This window comes from Microbacterium sp. che218 (assembly GCF_040436305.1).
Lineage (GTDB): Bacteria > Actinomycetota > Actinomycetes > Actinomycetales > Microbacteriaceae > Microbacterium > Microbacterium algihabitans.
This window is the reverse complement of the sequence record NZ_AP031501.1, coordinates 2425481-2451442: the sequence shown is the minus strand read 5'-3', so window position 1 is coordinate 2451442 and position 25962 is coordinate 2425481. Positions and strand designations below refer to the sequence as shown.

Below are 25962 nucleotides of genomic sequence, written 5' to 3'. Positions count from 1 at the left end.
CCCGCATCCATGGCGGCTCGGAACGCGCGCGGTGCGCGACGGGTGAGGCGGAGCCGGCGGTGTCGGAGGCCCACCCTAGGCTCGATGTGTGACCGCCCCCGCGCCCGAGACGCTCAACCGCAGCATCGTGCGCCTCGCCCTGCCCGCGCTGGGCGCGCTCGTGGCCGAGCCGCTCTTCCTCATCGTCGACGCGGCGATGGTGGGCCACCTCGGGGTCGCACCGCTCGCGGGTCTCGGCATCGCGAGCGCGGTGCTGCAGACGATCGTCGGCCTGATGGTCTTCCTCGCGTACTCGACCACCCCCGCCGTCGCTCGACGCCTCGGCGCGGGCGAACCGGGGCGGGCGGTGTCGGCGGGTATCGACGGCATGTGGCTCGCGCTGGCCCTCGGCGCGGTGCTGGCGATCGCCGGGTCGCTGACGACCCCCGCCGTCGTCGACCTGTTCGGGGCGGCGCCCGACGTCGCCGACAACGCCCGGATCTACCTGTCGATCTCGATGTGGGGTCTGCCGGCCATGCTCGTCGTGTTCGCCGCGACGGGCCTGTTGCGCGGCATGCAAGACACGGTGACGCCGCTGTGGATCGCCGGGCTCGGCTTCGGCGCGAACGCCCTGCTCAACGCCCTGTTCATCTACGGCTTCGGCTGGGGCATCGGCGGGTCGGCCTTCGGCACGGTGATGGCGCAGTGGGGCATGGTCGGCGCCTACGTCGTGGTCGTGCGCCGCCTCGCCCGACGCCATTCCGCGACCCTGCGCCCCCAGCGCGACGGCCTGGGCGGCACCGTGCGTTCGGGCGGGTGGTTGTTCCTGCGCACGGTGAGCCTGCGCATCGCGTTCCTCGCGACCGTCGCCGTCGCGACGGGTCTGGGCTCGGCCGAGCTCGCCGGTTGGCAGATCGCCTTCACGATCTTCTCGACGGCGGCCTTCGCCCTCGACGCCCTGGCGATCGCGGCGCAGGCGCTCATCGGTCGCTCGCTCGGCGCCCGCGACACCGAGACCGTGGGCCGCGTGCTGCGGCGAACGAGCGCCTGGGGCATCTGGTTCGGGGTCATCGTCGGCGCCGTCGTGGCGGCCTCGTCGGGAGTCATCGGTCTGCTCTTCACGGGCGACCCCGAGATCGCCGCGCTCATCCGCCCGGCGCTGCTGGTGCTCGCCGTCGCGCAACCGCTCGCGGGGTTCGTCTTCGTGCTCGACGGCGTGCTCATCGGCGCCGGCGATGCCCGCTACCTCGCGATCGCGGGAGTGCTGAACCTCGTGCCCTACATCCCCGCCCTGCTGCTGGTCGCCGCGCTCGCGGGTGGCGGGGCGTCGGGCCTGGCGTGGCTCGCGGCTGCGTTCTTCGGCGTCTACCTTCTCGCGCGGGCCCTCACGCTCGGCCTGCGCGTGCGCGGGCGGGCGTGGATGACCGCGGGCGACTGACCGCGCCCGAGCGAGCAGTGCTCACGCCCAGCGGCGACACCACTCGTACATGATGACCGCGGCGGCGGAGGCGGCGTTGATCGAGCGCGTCGAGCCGTACTGCGTGATCTCGACGACACCGGTGGCGGCCGCGATCGCCTCGGCCGACAGCCCCGGACCCTCCTGACCGAACAGCAGCACGCACCGCTCGGGCAGCTCGGCGCGATCGACCGGCACCGACCCCTCGACGTTGTCGACGGCGATCACCGGCAGCCCCGCTTCGCGCGCCCACGCGGCGAAGGCGGCGACGTCTTCGTGGTGGCGCACGTGCTGGTAGCGGTCGGTCACCATGGCGCCGCGGCGGTTCCACCGGCGTTTGCCCACGATGTGCACCTCGGCGGCGAGGAAGGCATTGGCGCTGCGCACGATCGACCCGATGTTGAGGTCGTGCTGCCAGTTCTCGATCGCGACGTGGAACGGATGCCGTTTGGCATCCAGGTCCGCCACGATCGCGTCCATGCTCCAGTAGCGGTACTCGTCGACCACGTTGCGGGTGTCGCCGCCCGCGAGCAGTTCGGGGTCGTAGCGGGGGTCGTCGGGCCACTGATCGGGTCCGCCGGGCCACGGGCCGACCCCGTGCGCGGGAGGTGCGTCTGCACGCGCCGTATCGGTGGTGCCGTCATCGGGCGCCGGCGTGGGCTCGTCGGCATCCGTCACTCCTCCAGGCTACCCGGGCGGGTGCGGCGCGCTCGCGGGTCATCGACCCACTTTTCGGTCACCCGAAATCTTGCTAACTTTTCGGGATGCCGAAAAATACCGACTCGGTGACCGAGCGACGCGCACCCGAACGCGCGCTGTGGTTGCTCGGCCCCGCGATGGTGGCCGGTGTGGCGTACCTCGACCCCGGCAACGTCGCCAGCAACATGACCGCCGGCGCCGCCTTCGGCTACCTGCTGGTGTGGGTCGTGGTGCTCGGCAACGTGATGGCGTGGCTCATCCAGTACCTGTCCGCGAAGCTCGGCATCGTCACGGGCGAGAGCCTGCCGCAGGTGCTCGGCCGTCGGATGCAGCGCCCGTGGGCGCGTCGCGCGTACTGGCTGCAGGCCGAGCTCGTGGCGATGGCCACCGACGTGGCGGAGGTCATCGGCGGCGCCGTCGCCCTGCACCTGCTGTTCGGCATCCCGCTCGTCTGGGGAGGAGCCATCACCGGTGTCGTCTCGCTCGCGCTGCTGCTCGTGCAGACCCGGCGGGGCGCCCGCGCGTTCGAGACCGTGCTGATCGGGCTGCTCGTCATCATCGCGATCGGCTTCTCGGCCGGGCTGTTCTTCGCCCCGCCCGACGTCGCCGGGGTCGTCGGCGGGCTCGTGCCGCGCTTCGAGGACTCGACCTCGGTGCTGCTGGCCGCCTCGATCCTCGGCGCCACGATCATGCCGCACGCGATCTACGCCCACTCCGCCCTCGCCCGCGATCGCTTCGCCCCGCCCGCCGCCGACGCTCCGCGCGCGACGGCTGGGGTCACGGCATCCGCCCGCCTCTCCTCGCCCCTCGCCCCCGCCGACCTCGAGAGGGCCCGCGGCATCTCGACACCGCGCCTGCTGCGCGCCACGCGGTGGGACGTGACGATCGCCCTGGCCGTGGCCGGCACCGTCAACCTCGCGATCCTGCTGCTCGCGGCCGCCAACCTCGCGGGCGTCGCCGGCACCGACAGCCTCGAGGGCGCCTACACCGCCCTGCGCGACGGACTCGGGCCGCTCGTGGCGACCCTGTTCGCGGTGGGCCTTCTCGCGAGCGGCCTCGCCTCCACCTCGGTCGGGGCGTACGCCGGAGCCGAGATCATGCACGGCCTGCTCCACGCGCGCGTGCCCCTCGTCGCGAGGCGTCTCGTCACGCTCGTGCCGGCGCTGGTGATCCTCGCGCTCGGCGTCGACCCCACGCTCGCGCTCGTGCTGAGCCAGGTGGTGCTGTCGTTCGGCATCCCGTTCGCGCTCGTGCCCCTGGTCGCCCTCACCCGGCGCGCCGACGTGCTGGGCGCCTACCGCAACCGCGCCCTGACCACGGCCGCCGGGGTCGCGGCATCCGTCTTCCTCATCGGGCTCAACGCCGTGCTCCTGTGGCTGGTGTTCACCGGCGGATAGGCTGAAGGCGTGGAATCGCCCGTGTCAGACGACTACCTCAAAGCGATCTACCACCACACCGAGTGGCAGGATTCGGCGATCACGCCGTCGCAGCTCGCCGGAGTGCTCGGCCTCGCCCCCTCGAGCGTGACCGAGATGGTGAAGAAGCTCGCCGCTCAGGGCCTCGTGACCCACCGCCCGTACGGGCCCGTGTCGCTCACCGCCGCGGGCCAGCGTCGCGCGGCCGCCGTGATCCGCCGCCACCGCCTGATCGAGACGTGGCTGGTCCGCGAGTTCGCCTACGCGTGGGACGAAGTGCACGACGAGGCCGAGGTGCTCGAGCACGCGCTGAGCGACCGACTGCTCGAGGGCATCGACGAGCGGCTGGGGCGTCCGCGCTTCGACCCGCACGGAGACGCGATCCCGGATGCCGATGGCTCCGTGCACCGCGAGCCCTTCGTGCTGCTGGCCGAGGCGCCCGCCGGGCACGCCGGACGCGTGCTGCGCGTCAGCGACCGCGACCCCGAACTGCTGCGGGCCCTGGTCGAGAGGGGGATCGACGTGGGTCACGAGCTCGAGGTCGTCTCCGACACCGTGGTGCGTGCCGACGGCGTCGAGGTCTCGCTGCCGACCGATGCCGGCACGTCGGTCTGGCTGACGCGCTGACGTGCCGTCCGGCGGTCAGGATGCCGCGCGCCGAGCCCGATCGAAGGGCCAGCGCACGTGCGTCGCGGTCTCGCACGCGCGCCACAGGTCGGCGCCGAGGTCGCTCGCGCGCGTGCGTCGGGCGGGCGTCGCCTTGCGCGGAAGACCGCGCGCGACCATGGCGGGGCCGTACATCGAGCCGCCCTCGGCGAGGGGATCGACCAGCGCTCGGACCAGCGCCCACGCCCCCTGCTCCTTGGACTGCGTGATCGGCGCCTGCAGGTTGTCGACGAAGCGCGAGAGGCGCGTGGGCTCGTTGACCCCGCGGACGCCGCGCGTGCGTCCGCTCGTCGAGTAGCCGGGATGCGCGACCAGGCTCTGCACCGGCACGCCGTGCGCGCGAAGCAGCTTGTCGGCCTCGAGCGCGAGGGCCGTGGTCGCCGCCTTCGACTGCACGTACGCGCGCCACGGGGTGTATCCCTCGCGCAGTTCGGGGTCGGTGGGAACGTGCCGCCACAGCGAGGTCGACATGCTGCCCACCCACACCATGCGGCCGCGGCCCGTCGACAGGGGCTTGAGCAGTTCGCCGGCCAGCGCGAAGTGGCCCAGCACGTTCGTGGCGAAGACGAGCTCGTGGCCTCCGGCCGTCTCGCGCTGTTTCGGCGGGTGCACGATCCCCGCGTTCAGCAGCAGACCGTCGAGGCGGCCACGGGCGCGCGCGGTCGCGGCGGCGGCGCGCACCGAGCCCATGTTGCTGGTGTCGAGCAGGAGCGTCTCGACAGCGGCATCCGGATGCGACCGCAGGATCGCGGCCTTGGCCGTCGACAGCTTGTGCGGGCTGCGGCCGGTCAGCAGCACGTGGGCGCCCGCGACGGCGAGCTGCTCGCACGCGAAGAAGCCGAGACCGCGGGTCGCGCCGGTCACCAAATAGGTCTTCCCGGAGAGGTCGGGGAGGTTCTCGGGATCCCAGTCTGCGCGCGCCACCCTTCGACCCTAACGAGATCGAGCCCGCACGTCACGGGTGCATTCCGATTCCGGCATATCGAGTTCGTGAAAGTTTTTTCACGTCCGGCGTGACGAATCCCCTCCCCGACACGTCTCCCCTGTGAGCATCCCGCTCCGTCGCGACGACAGACACCGTCGCTGACGCCGACATAACGAGAAGGAGTCCGATCATGGGTCTCGACGACAAGATCAAGAACGCCGCTCAGGACATCGTGGGCAAGGCGAAGGAAGCGGTCGGCAACGCCACCGACAACGACCGGCTGGCCGCCGAAGGCAAGGCCGACCAGGTCAAGGCCGACGCGAAGAAGGCCGGCGAGAACGTCAAGGACACGTTCAAGTAAGTCGGCGTTCCGCGGACGGGCGGGCCCACGACCTCCGGGTCGGGCCCGCCCGCGCTCTTTTCCAGCGGTGTCGGAACCCGGGTCTAGGCTGGGCCGCATGCGGACGCGTGGCGACATCGAGTGCTGGCTGACCGACATGGACGGCGTTCTCGTCCACGAGAACACCCCCATCGCCGGAGCATCCGAGCTGCTCGCGCAATGGCGGGCCGAGGGCACGCCGTTCCTCGTGCTGACGAACAACTCGATCTACACGCCGCGCGATCTGAGCGCCCGACTGCGAGCCTCGGGGCTCGTGGTGCCCGAGTCGTCGATCTGGACCTCGGCTCTCGCCACCGCCGACTTCCTCCAGTCGCAGATGCCCGGCGGCTCCGCCTTCGTCATCGGCGAGGCAGGACTCACCACCGCCCTGCACGAGGCGGGCTTCATCCTGACCGAGACCGCTCCCGACTACGTCGTCGTGGGCGAGACGCGCAACTACTCGTTCGAGGCCATCACCAAGGCCATCCGCTTCATCAGCGGCGGCGCCCGCTTCATCGCGACGAATCCGGATGCCACGGGGCCTTCGACCGAGGGCGTGCTGCCCGCGACCGGGGCGATCGCCGCGCTCATCACCAAGGCCACGGGCAAAGAGCCCTACATCGTCGGCAAACCCAACCCGATGATGTTCCGCTCGGCCCTGAACCGCATCGGCGCCCACAGCGAGAACACCGGCATGATCGGCGACCGCATGGACACCGACATCGTCGCCGGCATCGAGGCGGGCCTGCACACCGTGCTCGTGATGACCGGCATCAGCGACCAGCGCGAGATCGAGCGCTATCCGTTCCGTCCCGACGAGATCCTCGGGTCGGTCGCCGAGCTGGTGCGCGACGAACCGATCGAGAGCGACCTGGCCGACGGCGAAGACGGGCTCAGCGAAGGCTTGTGAACCTCAGGGAGACACACCGTGGATGACCGCACGCTCTGGCTGATCGTCGCTTTCTTCATCACCGCCGGCACGCTCGTGGCGTTCATCGTGCAGTGGCGGCGGTCCCGCCGCGGCGGCGGGCGGCGCGACCCCTTCGACGGCCCCGGGCCCGGCGACGACGCGCCCTGACCACGGCGGGTCGCACCGTTCGGGGCGGCGAGGGCTCGGCATCCGGCCCCTTTGCCCGTCACGAGAACAGGGCATGTCACGGTAACAGGGCGATTCGGGCGAGATCAGCCTGTTCTCGTCGCACCAGCCTGTTCTGGTGACGCGGCGGTCCTACTGCGGGGCAAGGCCCAGGTCGTCGAGGTCGATCGAGCCCAGCCACTGCAGACCCTCGGCCTCGATCGCGGCCTGAGCGCCGGTCTTGCGGTCGACGATGACGGCGACGGCGACGACCTCCGCGCCCTCGCGGCGCAGGGCCTCGACGGCCTTGAGCGCCGACTGGCCCGTGGTCGAAGTGTCTTCGACGACGACGACGCGCTTGCCCTTCACATCGGCGCCCTCGATCTGGCGGCCGCGGCCGTGGTCCTTCGGCTCCTTGCGCACGACGAACGCATCGAGCGGTCGACCGGCGTGCACCGACTCGTGCATGACGGCGTTGGCGATGGGGTCGGCGCCGAGCGTGAGTCCGCCGACGGCGACGATGCCGTCGAGGTCTTTCACCAGGTCGAGCACCAGACGACCGATCGCGGGAGCGGCACGGTGGTCGAGAGTGAGCTTGCGCATGTCGACGTAGTACGTCGCCTTCTTGCCGCTCGAGAGGGTGAAGTCGCCGTGGAACACCGCCTCGTCCTTGATGAGGCCGATGAGGGCCTGACGGTCGGCTTCGAGCTCGGGAGTGGAGGCGGTGGTCACGGCGTCGAGTTTAGTGCTCCATACAGATAACGCCGGAGTCGCTCTGGCCTCCGATGTCGGCGGCCGAAAGTAGGCTGGATGCCATGCGCCTGGCCACCTGGAACGTCAACTCCATCCGCGCCCGCGTCACCCGCACCGTCGAGTTCTGCGTGCGCGAGCACATCGACGTGTTGGCGATGCAGGAGATCAAGTGCAAGACGGAGCAGTTCCCGTACGCGGCGTTCGAAGAAGCCGGGTACCACGTCGCCGCGCACGGCCTGAATCAGTGGAACGGCGTCGCCATCGCGAGCCGTGAGCCCCTCGAAGACGTCGAGATCGGCTTCCCCGGCATGCCCGGGTTCGAGAAGGGCAAGGAGGGTCCGGACCTGCCGCAGGAGGCCCGCGCGATCGGGGCGACGGTGAACGGCGTGCGCGTGTGGAGCCTGTACGTGCCCAACGGTCGTGGACTCGACGACCCGCACTACGTCTACAAGCTCGACTGGCTCGACAAGCTGCGCCAGTACACGGCCGACACCCTCTCGGCCCGCCCCGATCTGCCGCTCGCCCTCACCGGCGACTTCAACATCGCTCCGACCGACGCCGACAACGGCGACCCCACGGTCGTCGAGGGGGCGACCACCCACGTCTCCCCTCCCGAGCGTGAAGCCTTCCGCGCCTTCGAGGCCGCGGGTCTCACCGACGTCGTGCGCCCGCTGATCCCCACCGGCTACACCTACTGGGACTACAAGCAGTTGCGCTTCCCCCGCAATGAGGGTCTACGTATCGACTTCATCCTCGGCTCGCAGGCCTTCGCCGACGCGGTGCACGGCGCCGAGATCCACCGCAACGAGCGCAAGGGCGAGGTCCCCAGCGACCACGTGCCCGTCGTCGCCGACCTCGACCTCTCGGGCGCCGACGACGATGACGACCTGCCGATGATCTTCGGCTGACCGCCGACGCAGCGGCATCGCCCGAGCCCTCGCGCAATCGAGCCCGCCCAGCGCGTCGCACCCCTGAAAAGCCCGAGCCCACGGCATCCGGAATCATTTCTCCCGCACCCTGTCGATTCCGCTCGGCGTCGTTCGACGCGATAGTAGGGGAACGGTTCCCCGGAGCACCGACGAGAGAAGACGACGATGAAGTACATGCTGATCATGCGCGGCACCGACGAGGCGTACGCGGAGTACAAGAAGATCCCGTTCGAGCAGGTCATCAACCAGATGGGCGCCTACAACGAGTCGATGATCGACGCGGGGGTGCTCGTCGCCGGCGACGGTCTCGCCGAAGACACGAGCAAGAACTTCGTGGTCGAGTTCGGCGGTGAGGAGCCCGTCGTCACCGACGGCCCCTACGGCGAGACGCACGAGCTGTTCAACGGCTTCTGGATCATCGAGGTGTCGCGCAAGGACGAGGCCGTGGAGTGGGCCCGCCGCGCTCCGCTGATCGCGGGCAACAAGCTCGAGGTGCGCCGGGTCACCGACGAGACCGACTTCGCCGCCTTCGCCGACAACGAGTACATCCAGAAGGAAGAGGGCTGGCGCGAGGAGCAGGCCTCGCGCTGACCCCACGTGTGGAGAACGACACCGAGCTCTCGCGACGCGTCGCGGCGATCTGGCGCATCGAAGGCGCCCGCATCGTCGCGACGCTCGCGCGCGTGGTCGGCGATCTTCCCACCGCCGAAGACCTCGCGCACGACGCGCTGCTCGAGGCGCTGGCGCAGTGGCCGCGCGAGGGAGTGCCGCACAATCCCGGAGCGTGGCTCACCGCCGTCGCGAAGCGGCGCGCAATCGACGGCTGGCGTCGGGAGCGGGCGCGAGGCGAGAAGTACCGCCTGATCGGCGCCGACCTCGACGAGGTGACGGATGCCGCGTGGCAGCCCATCGACGACGACGTGCTGCGCCTGGCGTTCACGGCGTGCCACCCGGTGCTCGCCCGCGACGCGCAGGTCGCGCTGACCCTCAAGGTCGTCGGCGGGCTCGACACGGAGGCGATCGCGCGCCTCTTCCTCGTTCCCGTGCCCACGATGCAGCAGCGGATCGTGCGGGCCAAGAAGGCGCTGAGCGCGGCCGGGGTGCCGTTCGAGGTGCCCGAGCCGGCGGAATGGCCCGCCCGACGCGGCGCGGTGCTGACGGTGATCTACCTCATCTTCACCGAGGGCTACGCCGCGAGCGCCGGCGATGCGGTGCTGCGCACCGAGCTCGCACACGAGGCCGTACGACTGGGTCGCGTGCTCGGGCGCCTGCTGCCGCGCGAGCCGGAGGTGCTCGCTCTGTCGGCGCTCATGGAGCTGCAGGCGTCGCGGTTCGCGGCGCGCGTGGATGCGAACGGCGATGCCGTGCTGCTGGCCGATCAAGACCGGCGGCGCTGGGACCGGTCGGCGATCGCGCGCGGCCGGGCCCTGCTCGAGCGCGCCGAGGCCCTGGGCCGAGGCCGCGGGCCGTACCAGCTGCAGGCGGCGATCGCGCTCTGTCACGCCGAGGCGACGAGCGTCGACGCGACCGACTGGCCGCGCATCGTGCAGCTCTACGACGCGCTGGGTCGACTCGGGGCCAATCCGGTCGTGGCGCTCAATCGCGCGGTCGCGGTGGCCATGGCATCCGGTGCCCTCGAGGGCCTCGCGGCCATCGACGCCCTCTCCGCGACCGGGCAGCTGAGGGGCTCGCACCTCATCCCGTCGGTGCGCGGTGAGCTGCTGTCACGCCTGGGGCGATCGGCCGAGGCGCGCGCGGAGCTGCTCGCCGCCGCCGGGCTCACGCGCAACGAGCGCGAGGCGGCGCTCCTGAGGCGGAAGGCCGAGGCGCTGCGGAGCCGTCCCGAGGGAGAGACCGTGGGCTGAGCCACCGGGAACACGGCGTCCGGTCCCTTCGACAGGCTCAGGGACCTGGGATGAGACGGGGCCGGAGGCGAACCCCCGACCCCGTCGTGAAAGCGCGTCTCAGGCCGCGGGGACCTCGGCGGGAGCAGTGCGCTTCGCGAGGGTCACGAGCGCCTCGATGATCGAGCGCAGGAACGCGGCCGTGCCCTCGTCGGTGACGGTGCCGTCCTCTTCGAACAGGCCGGGGGTCGACTGGATGTAGCCCTCGGGCTGACCGAGCACCAGGGCGTTGTAGTGCAGGAGCACGGAGCGCAGGTGCTGCTGGCCGGCCGCGGTGGCGATGCCGCCCTGCGAGGTGCCGATGACCGCGGTGGGCTTGTCGTTGAACGACGCCTCGCCGTACGGGCGGGCCGACCAGTCGAGGGCGTTCTTGAGCACGCCGGGGATGGAGCGGCTGTACTCGGGGGTCACGATGAACATGGCGTCGGTGTCTTCGATCGCCTGCTTGAAGTCGCGCGCGACCTGGGGGAAGTCGCCGTCGTAGTCGGGCGAGTAGAAGGGGAGGTCTTTGATGGGGATCTCCTTGAGCGTCACGCCCTCGGGAGCGACCTTCTCGAGCGCCTTCGCCAGGCGCCGGTTGATGGAGGTGCTGGAGATGCTGCCGACGATGTAGCCGATCTCGGTCACGGTGATCCTTTCAGAGAAGACGGGGGCGCCGGGCGCCCGGATTCATTCACGTGCAAGCATCACCGCGCATCCTGTATTCCCGCCCCTCTTGACTCCACCCCACGGGGGATGCAGGTGTCGGAGCTCCCCCCTACCGTGGAGGGATGGCCCGGCTCACCCGCACGCAGCAACGCAACGACCTCGTGCTCGCCGCCGCGCTGTTCCTGGGCGGACTGACCAGCGCCGTCCTCTCGTCGGTCTCGGGCATCTACGGCGATCAGCAGGGCTCCCTCGCGGTCGCACTGGGCTACGTCGCGGTGCTCGCGATCCCGATCGCCTTCCGCCGGCGGTGGCCCTCGGTCGCCGCGGTCATCGTCACGGTCGCGTACTTCCTCGCAGTGACCTTCCGCATCCCCGAGCTGTACGCGGGCAACATCGCGATGTTCATCGCCCTGTACACGGTGGGCGCGTGGGAGACCGACCGGCGTCGGGCGACGATCGTGCGCGTCGGCCTCATCGTGGGCATGTTCGCGTGGCTGTTCATCGTGATGTTCCAAGAGGCCACGCAGCCGGTCGACCCGAGCGTGGAAGGACCCTTCTCGCGCGCCGGGGCGTTCTCGCCGTTCGTCGCCTATCAACTGCTCAACATCCTCCTCAACGCGCTGTACTTCGGCGGCGCGTACTACTTCGGCAACCGCTCGTACCAGCAGATGCGCGAGCGCGCCTCCCTCGAGGAGCGCACGGCAGAACTCGAGACGGAGCGCGAGGTCACCGCCGCCCAGGCCGTGGCGCTCGACCGCGTGCGCATCGCGCGCGAGCTGCACGACGTGGTCGCCCACCACGTATCGCTGATGGGCGTGCAGGCGGGGGTGGCGCGGTCGCTGCTGGATCGTGATCCGGATGCCGCGCGGCAGAACCTCGCGGGCATCGAGGGATCCGCCCGGTCGTCTCTGCACGAACTGCGCCAGCTGCTCGAGACCCTGCGCACGCCCGACGGCGACGCGGCGCCCGACACGGCCCCGACCACGCACGGGCTCACCTCGGTCGCGGGACTGGTGGACGAGGCGACCGCGGCGGGTCTTCCCACGACCCTCACGGTCATCGGCGAAGCAGCGACCGATCCCCCGCCGCTCGTGCAGGTCAACCTGTACCGCATCGCGCAAGAAGCGCTCACGAACGCCCGGCGTCACGCCGGCCCCGAAGCGACGGCCGACGTGCGCCTGCGGTTCGATCCGGATGCCGTGGAACTCGAGGTCACGAACACCGGACGCCGCGGTTCGTCGACGCCGGGCCTCGGCCAGCTCGGCATGCGCGAGCGCGCCGCGGCATCGGGCGGGACGATCGAGATCGGTCCCCGCGCGCGCGGCGGCTGGTTGGTGCGCGTGCGGGTGCCGCTGCTGACCCCGGAGGTGTCGCATGTCTGAGCTGCGGGTGCTGCTGGTCGACGACCACGCCATGATGCGCGCGGGGTTCCGCACGATCCTGTCGCTCGAAGACGACATCACGGTCGTCGGCGAGGCGGCCTCGGGTCGCGCGGCGATCGACGCGGCGCGGGAGCTGCGCCCCGACGTGATCTGCATGGACGTGCAGATGCCCGACATGGACGGCCTCGAGGCGACGCGCCTGCTGACGGCCGATCCCGCCTCCGACGCCGCGATCCTCATCGTGACCACCTTCGATCGCGACGACTACCTGTTCGCCGCGCTCGCGGCGGGAGCCAGCGGATTCCTGCTGAAGAACGCCGGCCCCGAAGAGCTCGTTTCGGCGGTGCGGATCGTGGGCGCGGGCGACGCGCTGCTCGCCCCCGAGGTCACCCGCCGGGTCATCGAACGCTTCGCCGCGCAGGGCGCCGGCGACGTGGCATCCGGGAGCTCCGCCGCGAGCCCCGCGCCGGCCTCGGAAGGCGCCGAGCCCGCCGCACGCCGGGCCGACACCCTGCACCTCAGCGAGCCGCTGACCGAGCGCGAGAGCGAGGTGCTCTCCCTCGTCGCCGAGGCCCTCAGCAACGCCGAGATCGCCGCGCGCCTGTTCATCGGCGAGGCGACCGTCAAGACGCACGTGTCGAACGTGCTGCAGAAGCTCGGTGCGCGCGACCGCGTGCAGGCCGTGGTGCTCGCGCACCGGCACGGGCTGGCCTGACAGGCGGAGTCCCGCGCACGCGGGGGGCGGGCGCGCGTCTCGTGCGTGGGGCCCGGTCCCTTCGACAGGCTCAGGGACCTCGGTTGCGCGCTCACGGACCTTCGACATGCTCAGGGACCTCGGGGTTCGGGCCCTTCGACAGGCTCAGGGGCCTCGGTTGCGCGCTCACGGACCTTCGACAGGCTCAGGGGCCTCGGGGTTCGGGCCCTTCGACAGGCTCGGGGACCTCGGTTGCGCGCTCACGGACCTTCGACAGGCCCAGGAGCCCTCGGCCGAGCCCCCTCCCCCTCACGGTGGAGCGCACGAACCCCTCGCGGGGCGGAGGTGCCGCGGCATCCGCGTCTCTAGCGTGGAGGCATCGAGAGAAGGGATGCACCGTGCTCCAGTTGGACGGCATCACCAAGAGCTACGGCGGACGCCGCGTGCTCGACGAGGTGGGTTTCACCGTCGCCCCCGGGCGACTGACCGGCTTCGTCGGCGGCAACGGCGCCGGCAAGACCACGACCATGCGCATCGCCCTCGGCGTGCTCGGAAAAGACGCGGGCAGCGTCGAGCTGAACGGCTCCCCTGTGACCACGGCGGATCGGCGGCGTTTCGGCTACATGCCCGAAGAGCGCGGGCTGTATCCGAAGATGAAGGTCGCCGAGCACATCGCCTACCTCGCGCGGCTGCACGGCTTCGGCAAGGCGGAGGCGAACCAGAAGGCCACCGCCCTGCTCGAGCGGCTCGGACTCGGCGAGCGCCTCGGCGACCTGGTCGAGACGCTCTCGCTCGGCAACCAGCAGCGCGCCCAGATCGCGGCCTCTCTCGTGCACGAGCCCGACGTGCTGATCCTCGACGAGCCGTTCTCGGGCCTCGACCCCCTTGCCGTCGACGTCGTCGCGGGAGTGCTGCAGGAGAAGGCGGCAGCGGGAGCGGCCGTGCTGTTCTCGTCGCACCAGCTCGACGTCGTCGAGCGGTTGTGCGACGACCTCGTGATCATCGCCGGGGGCACGATCCGCGCCGCAGGCACGCGCGACGACCTCCGCGCGCAGCATGCGACCCACCGCTACGAGCTCGTCTCGCGCGCGGATGCCGGGTGGCTGCGCGAAGAACCCGGTGTGACGGTGCTCGACTTCGACGGCGGATACGCCCTCTTCGACGCCGCCGACGACACGGTCGCGCAGCGGGTGCTCCGCGGCGCCGTGGAACGCGGCGACGTCGCCAGCTTCTCCCCCCAGCGGCCGACCCTGGCCGAGATCTTCAAGGAGGTCATCCAGTGAGCACCTCGACTCCCACCCGCAGGTCGTCGCCCGCGCCGGCCGCTGCGCGCCCCGCCCCCAGCGAGCTGCAGAGCATCTGGCTCGTCGCCGAACGCGAGATCGGCTCGAAGCTGCGGAGCAAGGCCTTCGTCATCTCGACCGCCATCCTCGTGCTCGCGGCCCTCGCCTCGGTGGTGTGGGGCGGTTTCGCCGCCAACAACGCCTCGGGCAGCGGTACCCCCGTCGCCGTGACCTCGCAGACCGAGAGCGCCGTGTCGGGACTCGAGGGTCTCGACGTCACCGTCGCCGCCAGCGATGACGCCGCCCGCGCCCTCGTCGAAGACGGCACGGTGGATGCCGCCCTGGTCTCGGGATCGTCGGACGCGTCGTTCGACTACACCGTCGTGGTGAAAGACGGCGTGCCTTCGACGTTGCTGCAGATGCTGAGCGACACCCCGCCCGTCGACATGATCGACCCCGGGGCGGGGGCGGCCGATGCGCTGCGCTACCTGATCGCGCTCGGCTTCGGACTCGTCTTCCTCATCGCGGCGTCGACCTTCGGCGGCACGATCGCGCAGAGCGTAGTCGAAGAGAAGCAGACGCGCGTGGTCGAGATCCTCATCTCGGCGATCCCCGTGCGGGTGCTGCTGGCCGGAAAGGTGCTCGGCAACACGATCCTCGCGATGGCGCAGATCGTGCTGCTGGCGGCGGTCGCCGTGGTGGGTCTCGCCGTGACCGGTCAGGCGGGCGTGCTCGACACCCTCGGTGCGCCGATCGCCTGGTTCGCGATCTTCTTCCTGTTCGGCTTCGTGCTGCTGGCGTCGCTGTTCGCCGCCGCGGCCGCGATGGTCTCGCGGCAGGAAGACATCGGTGCGACGACGACCCCGATCACGATGCTGATCATGGCGCCGTACTTCCTCGTGATCTTCTTCAACGACAACCCCGTCGTGCTGACGATCATGTCGTACGTGCCGTTCTCGGCCCCCGTGGGCATGCCCCTTCGCATGTACCTCGGCGACGCGCAGTGGTGGGAGCCGGTGGTGTCGCTGATCGTGCTGCTCGTGTCGTGCGTGCTCGCCATCGGCGTCGCCTCGCGCATCTACCGCAACTCGCTGCTGCGCATGGGTGCCCGCGTGAAGCTGGTCGAGGCGCTGAAGGGCTGACCGCCCCGCCGCGGTCTTCAGAGCGGGCGGATGCCGGAGTCTTCGGCATCCGCCCGCTTCCTCTGCGCGCGGGTCGCGCTCACTCCTCGAGCACCGCCAGCACGTTGCCCGCGGGGTCGCGGAACCAGGCGATGAGCGGACCGCCCTCGCGCATGATGCCGCGGGAGTCGGTCGGGAAGTTCTCGTCGTCGTAGATCTTCGTGTCGACGCCGCGTGAGCGCAGATCGTCGACGGCCGCCTCGACGTCGGCGACAGGGAAGTTGAGCACCGTGAACGACGCCGGCTCGTGGTGGGGCTTGCCGTAGACGAGCACGCGCCCGCCGGAGGCGAGGTGCAGCGTCAGGAAGCCCGAGCCCTCGAGCACCTCGACGCGGATGCCGAGCGTGTCGGCGTAGAAGCGGTGTGCGGCCTCGAGGTCGTCGACCGCGAGACCCGAGTACGCACCATCGGGGTGGAACATCGTCGTTCTCCTTCGTTCAGCGCGTCACGGGTGTCGCGACGCGGGGCTACGGCGCCACGTAGGCCGTGACGCTGTCGGACAGGCGGAGGGGCTCGCCCGCCACCTGGTCGCCGCTGGGCTGACCGATCGCGACCGTGAGGCTCTGATCGATGCCGAAGACCGCGGCGCCGGTCTGCGCTCCGCTGGCGCACCCCGCCGACCAGGGCCGGTTGTCGCTCGAGGTGAAGGCGACGATGCAGCGTCCGTCGCCGTCATCGGGCCGGGCGAGATAGATGCGGAAGTCGTCGATCGTCGCGATGTAGCGCGTGCTCGCGGCGTCGATGCCGCTGTCGCGCATGATGTCGGCCGATATGACGTCTTCCGTCGTCTGCGGGAACGCCATCTCGGGCAGGTCGGAGACGGCCGGATCGGCGGTCGCCGCGGGCATGGCCATGCTCGATCCGATCGCGATGCCGACGCCGACGAGAGCGGCTGCGCCGACCGCGGTCAGCGTCCAGCGCAGGATGCGGCGGGGCGGGCGGTCTGCGGGGCCGGCGAGCGGGGCACCCTCGGTGTCGGCGGAGGGGTCACCCGGCTCGTCGCGGGGCGGGCTCGGCCGGTCGTCCGGTGCGGCGGCACCCGCGGCATCCGTCGTCGTGACCGGCGTGGCCGGGTGCGGCGGAACGGCGACGGCAGCGGCGGGGACCCCCGACGGCGTCCGGCGCGCGTCGTCTTCGAGTTCGACGAGACGCGCGATCATCTCGGGGGTCGCGCTGCCCCCGTCTGCGCCGTAGACGCGCTCCCGGAGTCTTCCGAGCTCGCCGTCGTCGTCCATGCCGCGACTCTACGACCCGGACGCCCTGTCCGGGGCGGTCTTGTCGAGCGCATCGGCGGCGCCCACGAGGGCGAGGTGCGACAGGGCCTGCGGGGTGTTGCCCGCCTGTCGACCGGTCACGGGGTCGTACTCCTCGGACAGCAGGCCCAGGTCGTTGGCCACCGAGGTCAGACAGTGCATGAGGGCTTCGGCGTCGTCGCGGCGGCCGCTGTGCGCGTACTGACCCACCAGCCAGAACGAGCAGGCGAGGAACGGATGCTCGTCACCGGCCAGGCCGTCGACACCGGTGGTGCGGTACCGCAGCAGCCAGCCGTGGGGCATGAGCGTCTCCTCCATGCGGGCCACCGTGGCGAGCATGCGCGGGTCGTCGTAGGCGCAGAAGCCCACCTGCGGCAGCACGAGCAGCGAAGCGTCGACCTCGTCGGTGTCGAAGTGCTGCGTGAACCAGCCGCCCTGGTGCACGCCCCGCGCGTCGATCTCGGCCCGCACGCGGTCGCGCATCTGCCGCCACGTGTCGAGTTCACCGTCGCGGCCCCCCTCTTCGACGGCCCGGATGCCGCGGTCGAAGGCCGCCCAGATCATGGCGCGCGAGTGCGTGAAGAAGTGCGGATCGCCCCGCATCTCCCAGATGCCGAGGTCGGGTCGATCGACCCACTTCACCAGCTGCGCCAGGAGAGCGCGCTGCAGCGCCCACGAGAAGGTCGTCTCGGCGACCCCCGCGGTGCGCGCGGCATCGAGGGCGACCATTACCTCGCCGATGACGTCGGCCTGGTACTGGTCGACCGCGCCGTTGCCGATGCGCACCGGGGCGGCCCCGTCGTACCCGGGCAGGCTCGAGATCTCGCGCTCGGGCAGGTCGCGTTCTCCGGCGATGCCGTACATGATCTGCACGTCGGCCGGGTCGCCGGCGATCGCCCGCAACAGCCAGTCGCGCCAGCGGTGCGCGGCGTCGAGGTAGCCGTGCTCGATGTAGGCGCTGAGGGTGAGGGCGGCGTCGCGCAGCCACACGTAGCGGTAGTCCCAGTTGCGGGAGCCGCCGAAGGCCTCGGGCAGCGAGGTGGTCGCCGCCGCCACGATGCCGCCCGTCTCGGAGTGCGTGAGAGCGCGCAGCACCATGAGCGAACGCGTGACGAGCGCGGGATGGGTGCCGGCCGCCTGCACGCGATCGGCCCACGCCGCCCACCACTCGCGAGTGCGCTCGAGGGCGGCCTCGACGTTGAAGGGCGCCGGGGCCTTCTGCCACGACGGCCCCCACATCAGCACCGAGTCGACGCTCTCGCCCGCCGCCGTCGTCCAGCGGCCGCGGTGCGCGGTGTCGGTCGCGATGAGGCGCGGGCCGCGGATCGTCACGGCGTCGGGACCGGCGACCGCGAGGATCGCGTGCTCCCCGCCCTGGCCGACCTGCTGCACCCACGGAATCGCGCGGGCGTAGTCGAAGCGCAGGCGCACCTCGCTGACGAAGTCGACCGCGCCGGCCACCCCCACGACCCGGCGCACGACGGCCTCGATGCCCTCGTCGACGGGCATGGCGTCGTAGACGTCGGCGATGCCCGTCGAGGTCTCCCACCGCGTGACGAGCACGAACGTGTCTCCGTCGTAGCGGCGCGTCGACCGGGCGTCGGGGTCGGCCGGCCGCAGCGACCAGGCGCCGTGCGACTCGTCGCCGAGCAGGGCGCCGAACATCGACCCGCTGTCGTACCGCGGCAGGCACAACCAGTCGATGCTGCCCTGCGACGAGACGAGGGCGGCGGATCGGCAGTTGCTGAGGAGTGCGTAATCCTCGATCGGAGTCGTCACCCTCGGATTGTGACAGCAACGACCGACACCGTGGCCGAGCGTCGCGCTAGTGGCATCCATGCACCTGCTGCAAGCACCCGGGCGGTGTCGGACGACAGCGCTACGGTGGCCGCATGGCCGCGGACACCACCCTGATCATCCTGGGCGCCTCGGGCGACCTCACTTCTCGCCTGCTGCTGCCGGCCCTGGGCCAGCTGCTCACGCGCGAACCCGGCCGCTCGGTGCGTCTGCACGGCGCCGGCATGGACGACTGGACCGACGAACACTGGCGCGAGGCGGTGAAAAAGTCGTTCCAGACGACGGATGCCGCGGCGGCCTTCGACCAGGTCTCGCAGACCACCTATTCGCAGGCCGACATCACCAAGGCCGCCGACCTGCAGAAGCTCCTCGACGACGCCGAGGGCCGCCCCGCCCTCTACTTCGCCGTTCCCCCGGCGATCGCCGAGAAGGCCTGCCTGGCGCTCAGCGACGTGAAGATCCCCGAGGGCACGGTCCTCGCACTCGAGAAGCCCTTCGGCACCGACGAGGCGAGCGCGCACCGACTCAACCAGCAGCTCGCGAAACTCGTCCCCGAAGACCAGGTCTTCCGCATCGACCACTTCCTCGGCCGCTCGACCGTGCTCAATCTCCTCGGAGCCCGCTTCGCGAACCGCCTCCTCGAGAGCGTGTGGTCGGCCGACGACATCGGCTCCGTCGAGATCGACTATCCCGAACCCCTCGGTCTCGAGGGTCGCGCGGGCTACTACGACGGCGCGGGCGCCCTCGTCGACATGATCCAGAGCCACCTACTGCAGGTCATGGCCTTCGTGACGATGGAGCCCCCGGCATCCCTCAATCAACTCGATCTGCGCGACGCCACCTCGGCGGTGCTGCGGGCCACCCACGTGCGCGACGACGACCCCGTGCACAATTCCCGTCGTGCGCGGTACACCGCGGGCGACGTCGGTGATCGCCACTTCCCCTCCTACGTCGACGAACCGGGGGTCGACGCGGCGCGCGGCACCGAGACGCTCGCCGAGATGACGGTCGAGGTGCGCAACGCCCGGTGGCAGGGCGTTCCGATCACGCTGCGCTCGGGCAAGGCGCTCAGCTCGGGCCACCGCGCCATCACCGTGACGTTCAAGCCGGTGCGGCACCTGCCCGGAGGCTTCGTCGGCGAGAGCGAGCCGTCGGAGCTGGTCTTCTCTCTCGGGCCCGACACGATGAGCCTCGGCCTCAACGTCAACGGTGCCGACGATCCGCTCGAGCTGGAGCGCGTGACCCTGGCGGCCGACCTCGGCGAGGGCGCGCTCAAGGCCTACGGCGAGGTGCTCTCCGGCATCCTCGACGGCGATGCGATGCTCGCGGTCCGCGGCGACGCGGCCGAGCAGTGCTGGCGGATCGTGCAGCCGGTCATCGACGCCTGGCGTGCGAACGAGGTGCCGCTCGACGAGTACCCCGCGGGCACCGCAGGTCCCGCGTCGTGGAGCGAGTGACGCGGATGCCGTGAGCCCCACCCCGGCGCCCTGCACCGTGCACCAGCGACTCATCGACGACGCATAACTTCACACGGGAACACTCGGCGGCCCGTGGGCGTTCACTGGTGCGGGTCAATGGAGTCCCGGTATCGTCCCCGTTCCTCAGGAGTACCCATGTCACTCGTTCTCGACCGCACCGCCCCCACCGACGCCCCGATCCTCGACGTGCTCGCCGAGCGCTGGAGCACTCGCGTCTTCGACGCCGAGACCCCGATCGACGAAGAGGCGCTGCGTTCCGCCCTCGAGGCGGCGCGCTGGACCCCCACGGGCATGAACCACCAGCCCTGGCGCATGATCCTCGCCCGCCGCGGTGGCGAGGCGCACGCCAAGGTCGTCTCGGCCCTGATGGGCTTCAACCAGGCGTGGGCGCCCGCCGCCGGTGCGCTGCTGGTCGTGCTCGCCGAGAACGAGACCGCTGAGGGCGACGCTCGTCCCTGGGCCCTCTACGACGCCGGCCAGGCCGCCGCGCACTTCACCGTGCAGGCGCACGCCGAGGGTCTCGCCACTCACCAGATGGGCGGATTCGTCGCCGACGACCTGCGCGCGGCCTTCGACATCGACCCCCGCTTCACCCCCGTGACCGTGATCGCGGTCGGCGCGCTGGGCGACATCGACGCCGCCGAAGAGGGTCTGCGTCAGCGCGAGCTCGCTCCCCGCGAGCGCCGCACCGTCGCGGAGTCGCTGCTCGTCGACGCCTGAGTCTTCTCGTCTTTCGACGAACGCCCGTCGCATCCGGCAACGCTCACCGAGAGCGGTACCGTGCGGCGGGCGTTTCGCCGTCGAAAGGCCGCGGTGCGCTCGGCGGGGGTCGTGTCGGCGACCCGTGCTGTCACGCGGCGCCGGAGACGCCGTCTCCCCATCGTCCGAGCGCTTCGATCGCCGGGCGAAGGGCCTCGCCCCGCTCGGTCAGCGCGTACGCGCGGGTGTTGTGCTTCAGGGGGAGGCGTCGCAGGACGCCCGCCTCTTCGAGCTCGCGTAGCCGCACGGCGAGCATGTTCGTGCCCAGCCCGAGCTCCCTCTGCAGATCGCCGTAGCGCTGCGGCCCGTCGAGCAGCTGCTCGACGAGGAGCAGCGCCCACCGGGGTCCGACGACTTCGAGCGCGTCGCCGAGGCCGCTCACTCGGCGGGATCGGCGGCCGGCTTCATCCAGAACGGCGAGTAGTGGTAGCCGTCGGGGTCGTCGAACTGCCGTTGGTACATGAACGGGTAGTCGTCGGTGTCACCGATGCGTCCTCCGGCGGCGCCGGCGCGCTCGACGAGCTCATCGACGGCCTCACGGCTGCCGAGGTCGAACGAGACCGTGATCTTCGAGGGCGTGTCCGGCCCGCCGATCAGGTCTTCGGTGCCACCGACCGCGGCGTACATCTCGCGACTGCCGAGCATGACGTACTGGTCGGCCGCGATGGCGAAGCACGACACGTTGTGATCGGACATCTCGGCGTTGAGGGTCCATCCGAGCGCCGTGTAGAAGGCGGCGGCGCGGTCGACCGAGTCGACCGGGCAGGTGAGGAAGAGGCTCATGGCGCGATACTTCCAAAAGTGAAGTGCCCCGTCAAGAGCGGAACACCTCGACCGGATGCCGCGGCGTTCAGCGCTCGACGAGTACCCCGTCGGCATCCGCCCACACGTGACGACCCGGTGTGAACACGACACCCGCGATCGTCACCGGCACATCGACCTCGCCGACCCCGTCTTTCGCACTCTTGCGCGGGTTCGAGCCGAGCGCCTTCACCCCGAGCGGCAGGGCGGCCATCGCCACGCGATCGCGGATCGCACCGTTGACGATCACGCCCGCCCACCCGTTCTCGACCGCCGACGCGGCGATCAGATCGCCCACGAGGGCGGACTCGAGCGACCCTCCGCCGTCGATCACCAGCACCGCGCCCGCGCCAGGGGTCGCGAGCACCTGCTTGACCAACGCGTTGTCACGGTGACAGCGGACGGTGCGCACCGCACCGTCGAAGGCGACGTGCCCGCCCAGGTCGATCATCGGGAGCGAGAGCGAGTCGAGCTCGTCGCCGCGGTCGTCGTACAGGTCAGCCGTCGCGATCGTCATGGCGCCAGGCTAACGGGGCGGACCCGTGCGGAGTCGCCCCGCCATCTCGGCCAGGTCCCCGGCCGCGACGTTCCTCTGCTCGAGCGCCGGGTGTCAACGGTGCAGCCCGTTGCGGCCGGATCCGCCGCGAGCACCGGCGGCCGCTGAGCCGGCAGGCCCGCGGGCCCCGGGGTGGCACCAGACGTCAGACACCCCACCGGCTCCTGTGCTGGTACCACCCCGCACCCCGCGGGCACGGGTTCTACGTCGGTTCTCGTGCGCGCCGGGCCGCGTCGCCCGCAAGGGTCAGGTAGACGGCGGCGGTCCAGGTGTACGCGCGGTCGCGGAGGCCGTCGCCGGTGAGCGCGTCGAAGTTCTCGGCGAAGCCGTGCTGTCGACACAGCCCCCGGAAGCGCTCGCTGATGTCGTCGGCCATGCCGACGTGACCCGAGCGCCGCAGCCCGTCCTCGATGAGCATGGTCGAGGGCGCCCAGATCGGGCCACGCCAGTAGCCGTCGGATTCGTAGTGCCCGCTGTCGGGCCTCTCGGTGGCCAGTCCCCAGGGCGTGAGGAACGGCGTAAGACCCTCGGCCAGGGCGTCGCGCGCCTCCTCGGGGAGAAGCGGGCCCGCCGCGATCGCGAGGGAGTTGAGCAGCGTGGACCGGCTGGCGTCCGCGCCGTCGGCGACTCCGCGGGCGGAATAGCCGTCGCCCCGCCACAACTCGGTGTCGAGGGCGGCGGCGATGCGTTCTCCCTCCGTGCGCCAGCCCGACCCGTCGAGTCCGAGCTCGTCTGCGAGGCGGGAGAGAGTGTCGAGCTGCAGGAGAAGGAATGCCGCCAGGTCGGGGGACTCGATCAGACGCGCCCGGTCGAAGGCGGTGGAGTTGTCCCATCCGCTGTCGTTGCCGTGCTGGTAATACGGCAGCGCGCGGCCGGGCACGCGTCGCTCGTCCAGCCAGAAGCGCGTCCACCTGCTGAGCTTGTCGTAGACGACCTCCCGCTCATCGCGCCTCAATTCGAGACCTTCGCGGCGAAGTCGATCCAAGGCCCACCCGTGGATGGGCGGCTTGACGAAGTTGTAGAGCCGCTCGGAATGCGCGATGGAATCGGGGAGCGCGCCGGCAGCATCCTGATGGTCGAACGGCGCGAGGAACTGATCCAGCGCGAGACGCGGATCGCCCCGGACGAGTGCGATGGCGTTGAAGCAGTGGTCCCAGCTCCAGACCTTGTCCATCCAGTGCTTCGACATGAGGACCGACTCGCGCTCGAGAAATCCGGCGGGCGCCACGGTGGCCGACCAGATGACGTAGGCGGCCAGCATCGCCGTGTCGCGATCCTCTGGCGAGAGCTCGTCATCCTCCGTCCAGGGAGCGACCCCCGAGGCGAAGTCCACGAACTCGGTCCGCACCTTCGCGACGGCCTCGTCGAAGGTCTCCGTACGGCGATACGGCGAGCGAGACGCCGCGAACTCCTCGAGCGCGATCTCCCACTCCCCCAGGCCTTCCGACGCTTCGACGATCACCGAACGGCGCGCCGCACCGAGCGCCTCGGCGCCCTCGAGGCGCAGCGCGCCCGCCAAGGCCGTGACCCGGTAGCGAGCTCCCGTCTCGTAGGCGGTGAAGACCGCGCTGCCGTCGCGGGGATCCCGGAAGAGGTACATGCCGGTGAATGGGGTGAGCTCCTCCGCGACCTCGGCGATCTCGAGTCGCGTGCCCGCGGAGCCCCGAATGCGGACGACGTCGACCTCGGCGAACACCGCGTCGACGCCAGCGTGGCCGTCGGACCAACGAAGGCGTGCGGCATCGGCATCCGTGGTCCACTCACTGCTGATCCGACCGCTCGCCGCCGTTCGTGAGGGGGTGAGCGCCAGCACGGCGTGCATGCCCGTTCTGTGCGAGACGACGTGCACGTCGTCGACCGTACGGTGCGCGGCGATGACGGGAGAGAGGTCGAGCCACGACCCGCGACGGCTGAACGGAACGCTGCGCAGGTCGAAGGTGGGGACCGCGTGGGACATGTCTGCTTCCATGACGAGGGGTGGGATGCCGGCGCGTCAGCCGACCCGGGGGGTCCGAGCGTCGCTCAGGGGCAGGAAGACGCGCATCGTCGAGGGACCTCGGCCCGCCCATCGGTGGTACGGGATGAGACCGACCTCGACGGTGCCGTCGCTCTCCGTTCGGGTGTCGCCGCCGAACGCCGGGCGGAAGTCCCCGGGGGATGCCACCCGTCTGACCCGGGCGCGGATGCGCGCACCGTCGAGAGTGGTCTCGACGGGCCCCCCGGCCTCCACGGAGATCTCGTCGATCCCGACCCCCTCGGGGAGGTCGACGGATTCTGCACACAAGACCACGGGACCCCGTTCGATCGCCACGGCCCCCCGAACGGCGTCGACGCGCGCGTCGGGGAAGGACATCCGCGGGGCCATCGGGAGGTCCAGGTCGATGACGTCGCCGGCGGCGAAGCTGCGGCGGACGTCCGCCCATCCCCGCGGGAGCAGGCGCTCGGCACCATCGGGCCCGCGCAAGACGGCGCCGTCCGCCCACTCCGGTACCCGGAGTCGCACGCGGCGCTCCTCAGCGGGAGCCGTCACGACCGTGATCCGGATGGACCCGCTCCGGGGATAGTCCGTCTCGACTCGCAGCCGGAAGCCGCCCGCGTCGATCTCCCCCGCTGCGTACTGGAGGAGTGAGACGCCGTCCTGATCCTCCGAAGCGAAGTAAGCCGGCAGCGAGGCGAGGGTGCGGGCGACGTTCGTCGGGCAGCACGACACGTCGAACCACGGCGCACGGGTGCTCCCCTCGGCTCTCGTGTTGACGCCGGCGACGGCCTCGCTTCCCGCCTCCCGCTGATGGAGGGTGTTGGCGTAGAAGAAGGCCCGCCCGTCGAGGCTCGGCGAGACGGCGATGACGTTGAACAGCGTGCGTTCGATGAGATCGGCGTAGTGCACATCGCCCGTGGACAGGTAGAGACGCCACGAGAACATGATCGACGCCACCCCCGCGCACGTCTCGCAGTACGCCCGGTCGCTGGGCAGCTCGAAGTCTTCGCCGAAACCTTCGTCCTGGTGCCGCGACCCCATCCCCCCGGTGATGTACGTGCGCCTCTCGACGGTGCGACGCCACTGCACCGCCAACGCGGCGAGGAGCGATTCGTCCCGGTCCTCGACGGCGACATCGGTCGCGCCCGCCGACAGGTAGAGCGCCCGCACCGCATGACCGCGCAGAACGGCGGCCTCGCGCACGGGGACGTCGTCTTGGAAATACTCCGCCGACAGAAGCGGACGCACCGGCAGGCTCCCGCGACCACGCCGACCCACGAACAGGCGGGCCTGATCGAGATAGCGGCGCTCCCCTGTCGCGCGAGCGAACTCCGCCAGCCCCACCTCGATCTCGGGGTGCCCGCAGATCCCCTCTCGTCGGCCCTCTGCGAACTCCCGGCAGACGTGGTCGGCCGCGCGCCGCGCGACATCCACCAGGAGGTCTTCGCCCTCGGTGCGCAGGCGAGCGACGGCGGCTTGGAGGAGGTGTCCGATGTTGTAGAGCTCGTGCCCCATCGCCAGGTCGCTGTAGCGCGGCGGGAGACCGGGGTGCCCGAAGGCGGTGCCGACGTATCCGTCCGGGTCCTGCGCTGCGGCGACGCGGCTGACGAGCGAGCGGTACTCGGCGCTCAAGGCCTCGGTCGGGCGCACCGCCAGCTCCCAGGCCATCGCCTCGAGGAGTTTGTAGATCTCCGAATCGGAGAACATCCACCCGGCGCGCTCGTCGGTGCGTGCGCCTCGGGCGATCCGGTCGAAGTTCTCGATCCACCCGAGCTCCTCCATCCACTGCAGGCAATGCGAGAGGGTCGCCTCGGCGTTGACGAGCTGGCGGGAGCCCCAGAATCCGCCGGGATCCAGCACCACCTGCGAGAGGGAGACCCCGTCGCGGTCCGAGCGCGAGGGCGATACCGGTCGCCCGGAGGAACGGGATCCTCCGGTGGTGAACGTCGATTCGGAGAGGGAGAGAGTCATG

27 protein-coding genes are annotated in these 25962 nt (G+C 71.0%); 15 read left to right on the top strand and 12 right to left on the bottom strand.

Annotated elements, in window-relative coordinates:
• The first annotated feature begins 88 nt into the window (after positions 1–88).
• Entirely contained in the window at positions 89–1417 is a 1329-nt protein-coding gene (locus tag ABXS86_RS11610) for an MATE family efflux transporter (protein WP_353664550.1), read from the top strand.
• A 21-nt stretch (positions 1418–1438) separates the two neighbouring features.
• Here the strand turns inward: ABXS86_RS11610 and ABXS86_RS11605 are convergent, their stop codons facing one another.
• Positions 1439–2113 carry a TrmH family RNA methyltransferase gene (locus ABXS86_RS11605; protein ID WP_353664549.1) on the bottom strand — a complete coding sequence of 225 codons (675 nt, stop codon included), beginning with the start codon at positions 2111–2113 and terminating at the stop codon, positions 1439–1441.
• Between the two features lie 86 nt (positions 2114–2199).
• Between ABXS86_RS11605 and ABXS86_RS11600 the strand changes: the two genes are divergently transcribed.
• The gene (locus tag ABXS86_RS11600; RefSeq protein ID WP_353664548.1) at positions 2200–3531 is read left to right on the top strand and encodes an Nramp family divalent metal transporter; all 1332 of its coding nucleotides are present in this window, start codon (positions 2200–2202) and stop codon (positions 3529–3531) included.
• Positions 3532–3540: 9 nt separating this feature from the next.
• Positions 3541–4176 (top strand): metal-dependent transcriptional regulator, encoded by a 636-nt coding sequence (locus ABXS86_RS11595; RefSeq protein WP_353664547.1) that lies wholly within the window; start codon positions 3541–3543, stop codon positions 4174–4176.
• Positions 4177–4191: 15 nt separating this feature from the next.
• Here the strand turns inward: ABXS86_RS11595 and ABXS86_RS11590 are convergent, their stop codons facing one another.
• Positions 4192–5139 (bottom strand): SDR family NAD(P)-dependent oxidoreductase, encoded by a 948-nt coding sequence (locus tag ABXS86_RS11590; protein ID WP_144831518.1) that lies wholly within the window; start codon positions 5137–5139, stop codon positions 4192–4194.
• Between the two features lie 191 nt (positions 5140–5330).
• Between ABXS86_RS11590 and ABXS86_RS11585 the strand changes: the two genes are divergently transcribed.
• From ABXS86_RS11585 to ABXS86_RS11575, 3 genes are all read left to right on the top strand, one after another.
• Positions 5331–5501, top strand: coding sequence for a CsbD family protein (locus ABXS86_RS11585; protein ID WP_144831515.1), 171 nt, complete (start codon positions 5331–5333; stop codon positions 5499–5501).
• Between the two features lie 97 nt (positions 5502–5598).
• Positions 5599–6429 (top strand): HAD-IIA family hydrolase, encoded by an 831-nt coding sequence (locus ABXS86_RS11580; RefSeq protein WP_307207105.1) that lies wholly within the window; start codon positions 5599–5601, stop codon positions 6427–6429.
• Between the two features lie 18 nt (positions 6430–6447).
• Positions 6448–6597 carry a hypothetical protein gene (locus ABXS86_RS11575; protein WP_307207107.1) on the top strand — a complete coding sequence of 50 codons (150 nt, stop codon included), beginning with the start codon at positions 6448–6450 and terminating at the stop codon, positions 6595–6597.
• 150 nt (positions 6598–6747) lie between these two features.
• Here ABXS86_RS11575 and pyrE read toward each other — a convergent pair whose 3' ends face one another.
• Complete coding sequence (gene pyrE, locus ABXS86_RS11570) at positions 6748–7326, bottom strand: orotate phosphoribosyltransferase (RefSeq protein ID WP_251509275.1); 579 nt, start codon at positions 7324–7326, stop codon at positions 6748–6750.
• Positions 7327–7409: 83 nt separating this feature from the next.
• Here pyrE and ABXS86_RS11565 point away from each other — a divergent pair, with 83 nt between their 5' ends.
• From ABXS86_RS11565 to ABXS86_RS11555, 3 genes are all read left to right on the top strand, one after another.
• Positions 7410–8255 (top strand): exodeoxyribonuclease III, encoded by an 846-nt coding sequence (locus ABXS86_RS11565; protein WP_353664546.1) that lies wholly within the window; start codon positions 7410–7412, stop codon positions 8253–8255.
• Positions 8256–8441: 186 nt separating this feature from the next.
• The gene (locus ABXS86_RS11560; RefSeq protein WP_353664545.1) at positions 8442–8867 is read left to right on the top strand and encodes a YciI family protein; all 426 of its coding nucleotides are present in this window, start codon (positions 8442–8444) and stop codon (positions 8865–8867) included.
• Positions 8868–8875: 8 nt separating this feature from the next.
• On the top strand, positions 8876–10141 hold the full coding sequence (locus ABXS86_RS11555; protein ID WP_353664544.1) for an RNA polymerase sigma factor: 1266 nt from the start codon (positions 8876–8878) through the stop codon (positions 10139–10141).
• Positions 10142–10240: 99 nt separating this feature from the next.
• Here the strand turns inward: ABXS86_RS11555 and ABXS86_RS11550 are convergent, their stop codons facing one another.
• On the bottom strand, positions 10241–10813 hold the full coding sequence (locus ABXS86_RS11550; RefSeq protein ID WP_307213954.1) for an NADPH-dependent FMN reductase: 573 nt from the start codon (positions 10811–10813) through the stop codon (positions 10241–10243).
• A 137-nt stretch (positions 10814–10950) separates the two neighbouring features.
• Between ABXS86_RS11550 and ABXS86_RS11545 the strand changes: the two genes are divergently transcribed.
• From ABXS86_RS11545 to ABXS86_RS11530, 4 genes are all read left to right on the top strand, one after another.
• Positions 10951–12210 carry a sensor histidine kinase gene (locus ABXS86_RS11545; protein WP_353664543.1) on the top strand — a complete coding sequence of 420 codons (1260 nt, stop codon included), beginning with the start codon at positions 10951–10953 and terminating at the stop codon, positions 12208–12210.
• On the top strand, positions 12203–12925 hold the full coding sequence (locus ABXS86_RS11540) for a response regulator transcription factor (RefSeq protein ID WP_353664542.1): 723 nt from the start codon (positions 12203–12205) through the stop codon (positions 12923–12925). The genes ABXS86_RS11545 and ABXS86_RS11540 overlap by 8 nt, the downstream gene beginning before the upstream one ends.
• Before the next feature lie 377 nt (positions 12926–13302).
• Positions 13303–14187 carry an ABC transporter ATP-binding protein gene (locus ABXS86_RS11535; protein ID WP_307207121.1) on the top strand — a complete coding sequence of 295 codons (885 nt, stop codon included), beginning with the start codon at positions 13303–13305 and terminating at the stop codon, positions 14185–14187.
• On the top strand, positions 14184–15329 hold the full coding sequence (locus ABXS86_RS11530; protein ID WP_353664541.1) for an ABC transporter permease: 1146 nt from the start codon (positions 14184–14186) through the stop codon (positions 15327–15329). Before ABXS86_RS11535 ends, ABXS86_RS11530 begins: the two co-directional genes overlap by 4 nt.
• Positions 15330–15408: 79 nt before the next feature.
• Here ABXS86_RS11530 and ABXS86_RS11525 read toward each other — a convergent pair whose 3' ends face one another.
• From ABXS86_RS11525 to ABXS86_RS11515, 3 genes are read right to left on the bottom strand one after another with little or no spacing between them, the layout of a single operon-like run.
• Positions 15409–15789, bottom strand: a complete 381-nt coding sequence (locus ABXS86_RS11525) for a VOC family protein (protein WP_353664540.1) — start codon at positions 15787–15789, stop codon at positions 15409–15411.
• A 46-nt stretch (positions 15790–15835) separates the two neighbouring features.
• A complete protein-coding gene (locus tag ABXS86_RS11520; protein WP_353664539.1) occupies positions 15836–16603 on the bottom strand; it encodes a hypothetical protein in 768 nt (255 codons plus the stop codon).
• Between the two features lie 9 nt (positions 16604–16612).
• Positions 16613–18400 carry a glycoside hydrolase family 15 protein gene (locus ABXS86_RS11515; protein ID WP_353664538.1) on the bottom strand — a complete coding sequence of 596 codons (1788 nt, stop codon included), beginning with the start codon at positions 18398–18400 and terminating at the stop codon, positions 16613–16615.
• 113 nt (positions 18401–18513) lie between these two features.
• On the opposite strand from ABXS86_RS11515, the gene ABXS86_RS11510 reads away from it, so the two are divergent.
• Complete coding sequence (locus ABXS86_RS11510; protein WP_353664537.1) at positions 18514–19875, top strand: glucose-6-phosphate dehydrogenase; 1362 nt, start codon at positions 18514–18516, stop codon at positions 19873–19875.
• A gap of 156 nt (positions 19876–20031) precedes the next feature.
• Positions 20032–20616, top strand: coding sequence for a nitroreductase family protein (locus ABXS86_RS11505; protein WP_144831470.1), 585 nt, complete (start codon positions 20032–20034; stop codon positions 20614–20616).
• A gap of 130 nt (positions 20617–20746) precedes the next feature.
• Here ABXS86_RS11505 and ABXS86_RS11500 read toward each other — a convergent pair whose 3' ends face one another.
• The 5 genes from ABXS86_RS11500 to ABXS86_RS11480 form a co-directional block, all read right to left on the bottom strand.
• Positions 20747–21037, bottom strand: coding sequence for a winged helix-turn-helix transcriptional regulator (locus ABXS86_RS11500; protein WP_353664536.1), 291 nt, complete (start codon positions 21035–21037; stop codon positions 20747–20749).
• Positions 21034–21438, bottom strand: coding sequence for a VOC family protein (locus tag ABXS86_RS11495; protein ID WP_353664535.1), 405 nt, complete (start codon positions 21436–21438; stop codon positions 21034–21036). Before ABXS86_RS11495 ends, ABXS86_RS11500 begins: the two co-directional genes overlap by 4 nt.
• Before the next feature lie 67 nt (positions 21439–21505).
• Positions 21506–21973: a ribonuclease E activity regulator RraA gene (rraA, locus tag ABXS86_RS11490; protein WP_353664534.1), complete on the bottom strand. Its 468-nt coding sequence runs from the start codon at positions 21971–21973 to the stop codon at positions 21506–21508.
• Positions 21974–22214: 241 nt separating this feature from the next.
• Positions 22215–23969: an amylo-alpha-1,6-glucosidase gene (locus tag ABXS86_RS11485; RefSeq protein WP_353664533.1), complete on the bottom strand. Its 1755-nt coding sequence runs from the start codon at positions 23967–23969 to the stop codon at positions 22215–22217.
• Positions 23970–24005: 36 nt separating this feature from the next.
• Positions 24006–25961 (bottom strand): glycoside hydrolase family 127 protein, encoded by a 1956-nt coding sequence (locus ABXS86_RS11480; RefSeq protein ID WP_353664532.1) that lies wholly within the window; start codon positions 25959–25961, stop codon positions 24006–24008.
• Position 25962 lies beyond the last annotated feature (1 nt).

Coding starts and splice junctions, on each gene's coding strand:
- ABXS86_RS11600 (WP_353664548.1), top strand. CDS start 2,200: ATGCCGAAAAATACCGACTCGGTGACCGAGCGACGCGCACCCGAACGC.
- ABXS86_RS11585 (WP_144831515.1), top strand. CDS start 5,331: ATGGGTCTCGACGACAAGATCAAGAACGCCGCTCAGGACATCGTGGGC.
- ABXS86_RS11580 (WP_307207105.1), top strand. CDS start 5,599: ATGCGGACGCGTGGCGACATCGAGTGCTGGCTGACCGACATGGACGGC.
- ABXS86_RS11565 (WP_353664546.1), top strand. CDS start 7,410: ATGCGCCTGGCCACCTGGAACGTCAACTCCATCCGCGCCCGCGTCACC.
- ABXS86_RS11560 (WP_353664545.1), top strand. CDS start 8,442: ATGAAGTACATGCTGATCATGCGCGGCACCGACGAGGCGTACGCGGAG.
- ABXS86_RS11545 (WP_353664543.1), top strand. CDS start 10,951: ATGGCCCGGCTCACCCGCACGCAGCAACGCAACGACCTCGTGCTCGCC.
- ABXS86_RS11540 (WP_353664542.1), top strand. CDS start 12,203: ATGTCTGAGCTGCGGGTGCTGCTGGTCGACGACCACGCCATGATGCGC.
- ABXS86_RS11525 (WP_353664540.1), bottom strand. CDS start 15,789: ATGTTCCACCCCGATGGTGCGTACTCGGGTCTCGCGGTCGACGACCTC.
- ABXS86_RS11520 (WP_353664539.1), bottom strand. CDS start 16,603: ATGGACGACGACGGCGAGCTCGGAAGACTCCGGGAGCGCGTCTACGGC.
- ABXS86_RS11510 (WP_353664537.1), top strand. CDS start 18,514: ATGGCCGCGGACACCACCCTGATCATCCTGGGCGCCTCGGGCGACCTC.
- ABXS86_RS11505 (WP_144831470.1), top strand. CDS start 20,032: ATGTCACTCGTTCTCGACCGCACCGCCCCCACCGACGCCCCGATCCTC.
- ABXS86_RS11495 (WP_353664535.1), bottom strand. CDS start 21,438: ATGAGCCTCTTCCTCACCTGCCCGGTCGACTCGGTCGACCGCGCCGCC.
- rraA (WP_353664534.1), bottom strand. CDS start 21,973: ATGACGATCGCGACGGCTGACCTGTACGACGACCGCGGCGACGAGCTC.
- ABXS86_RS11485 (WP_353664533.1), bottom strand. CDS start 23,969: ATGTCCCACGCGGTCCCCACCTTCGACCTGCGCAGCGTTCCGTTCAGC.
- ABXS86_RS11480 (WP_353664532.1), bottom strand. CDS start 25,961: ATGACTCTCTCCCTCTCCGAATCGACGTTCACCACCGGAGGATCCCGT.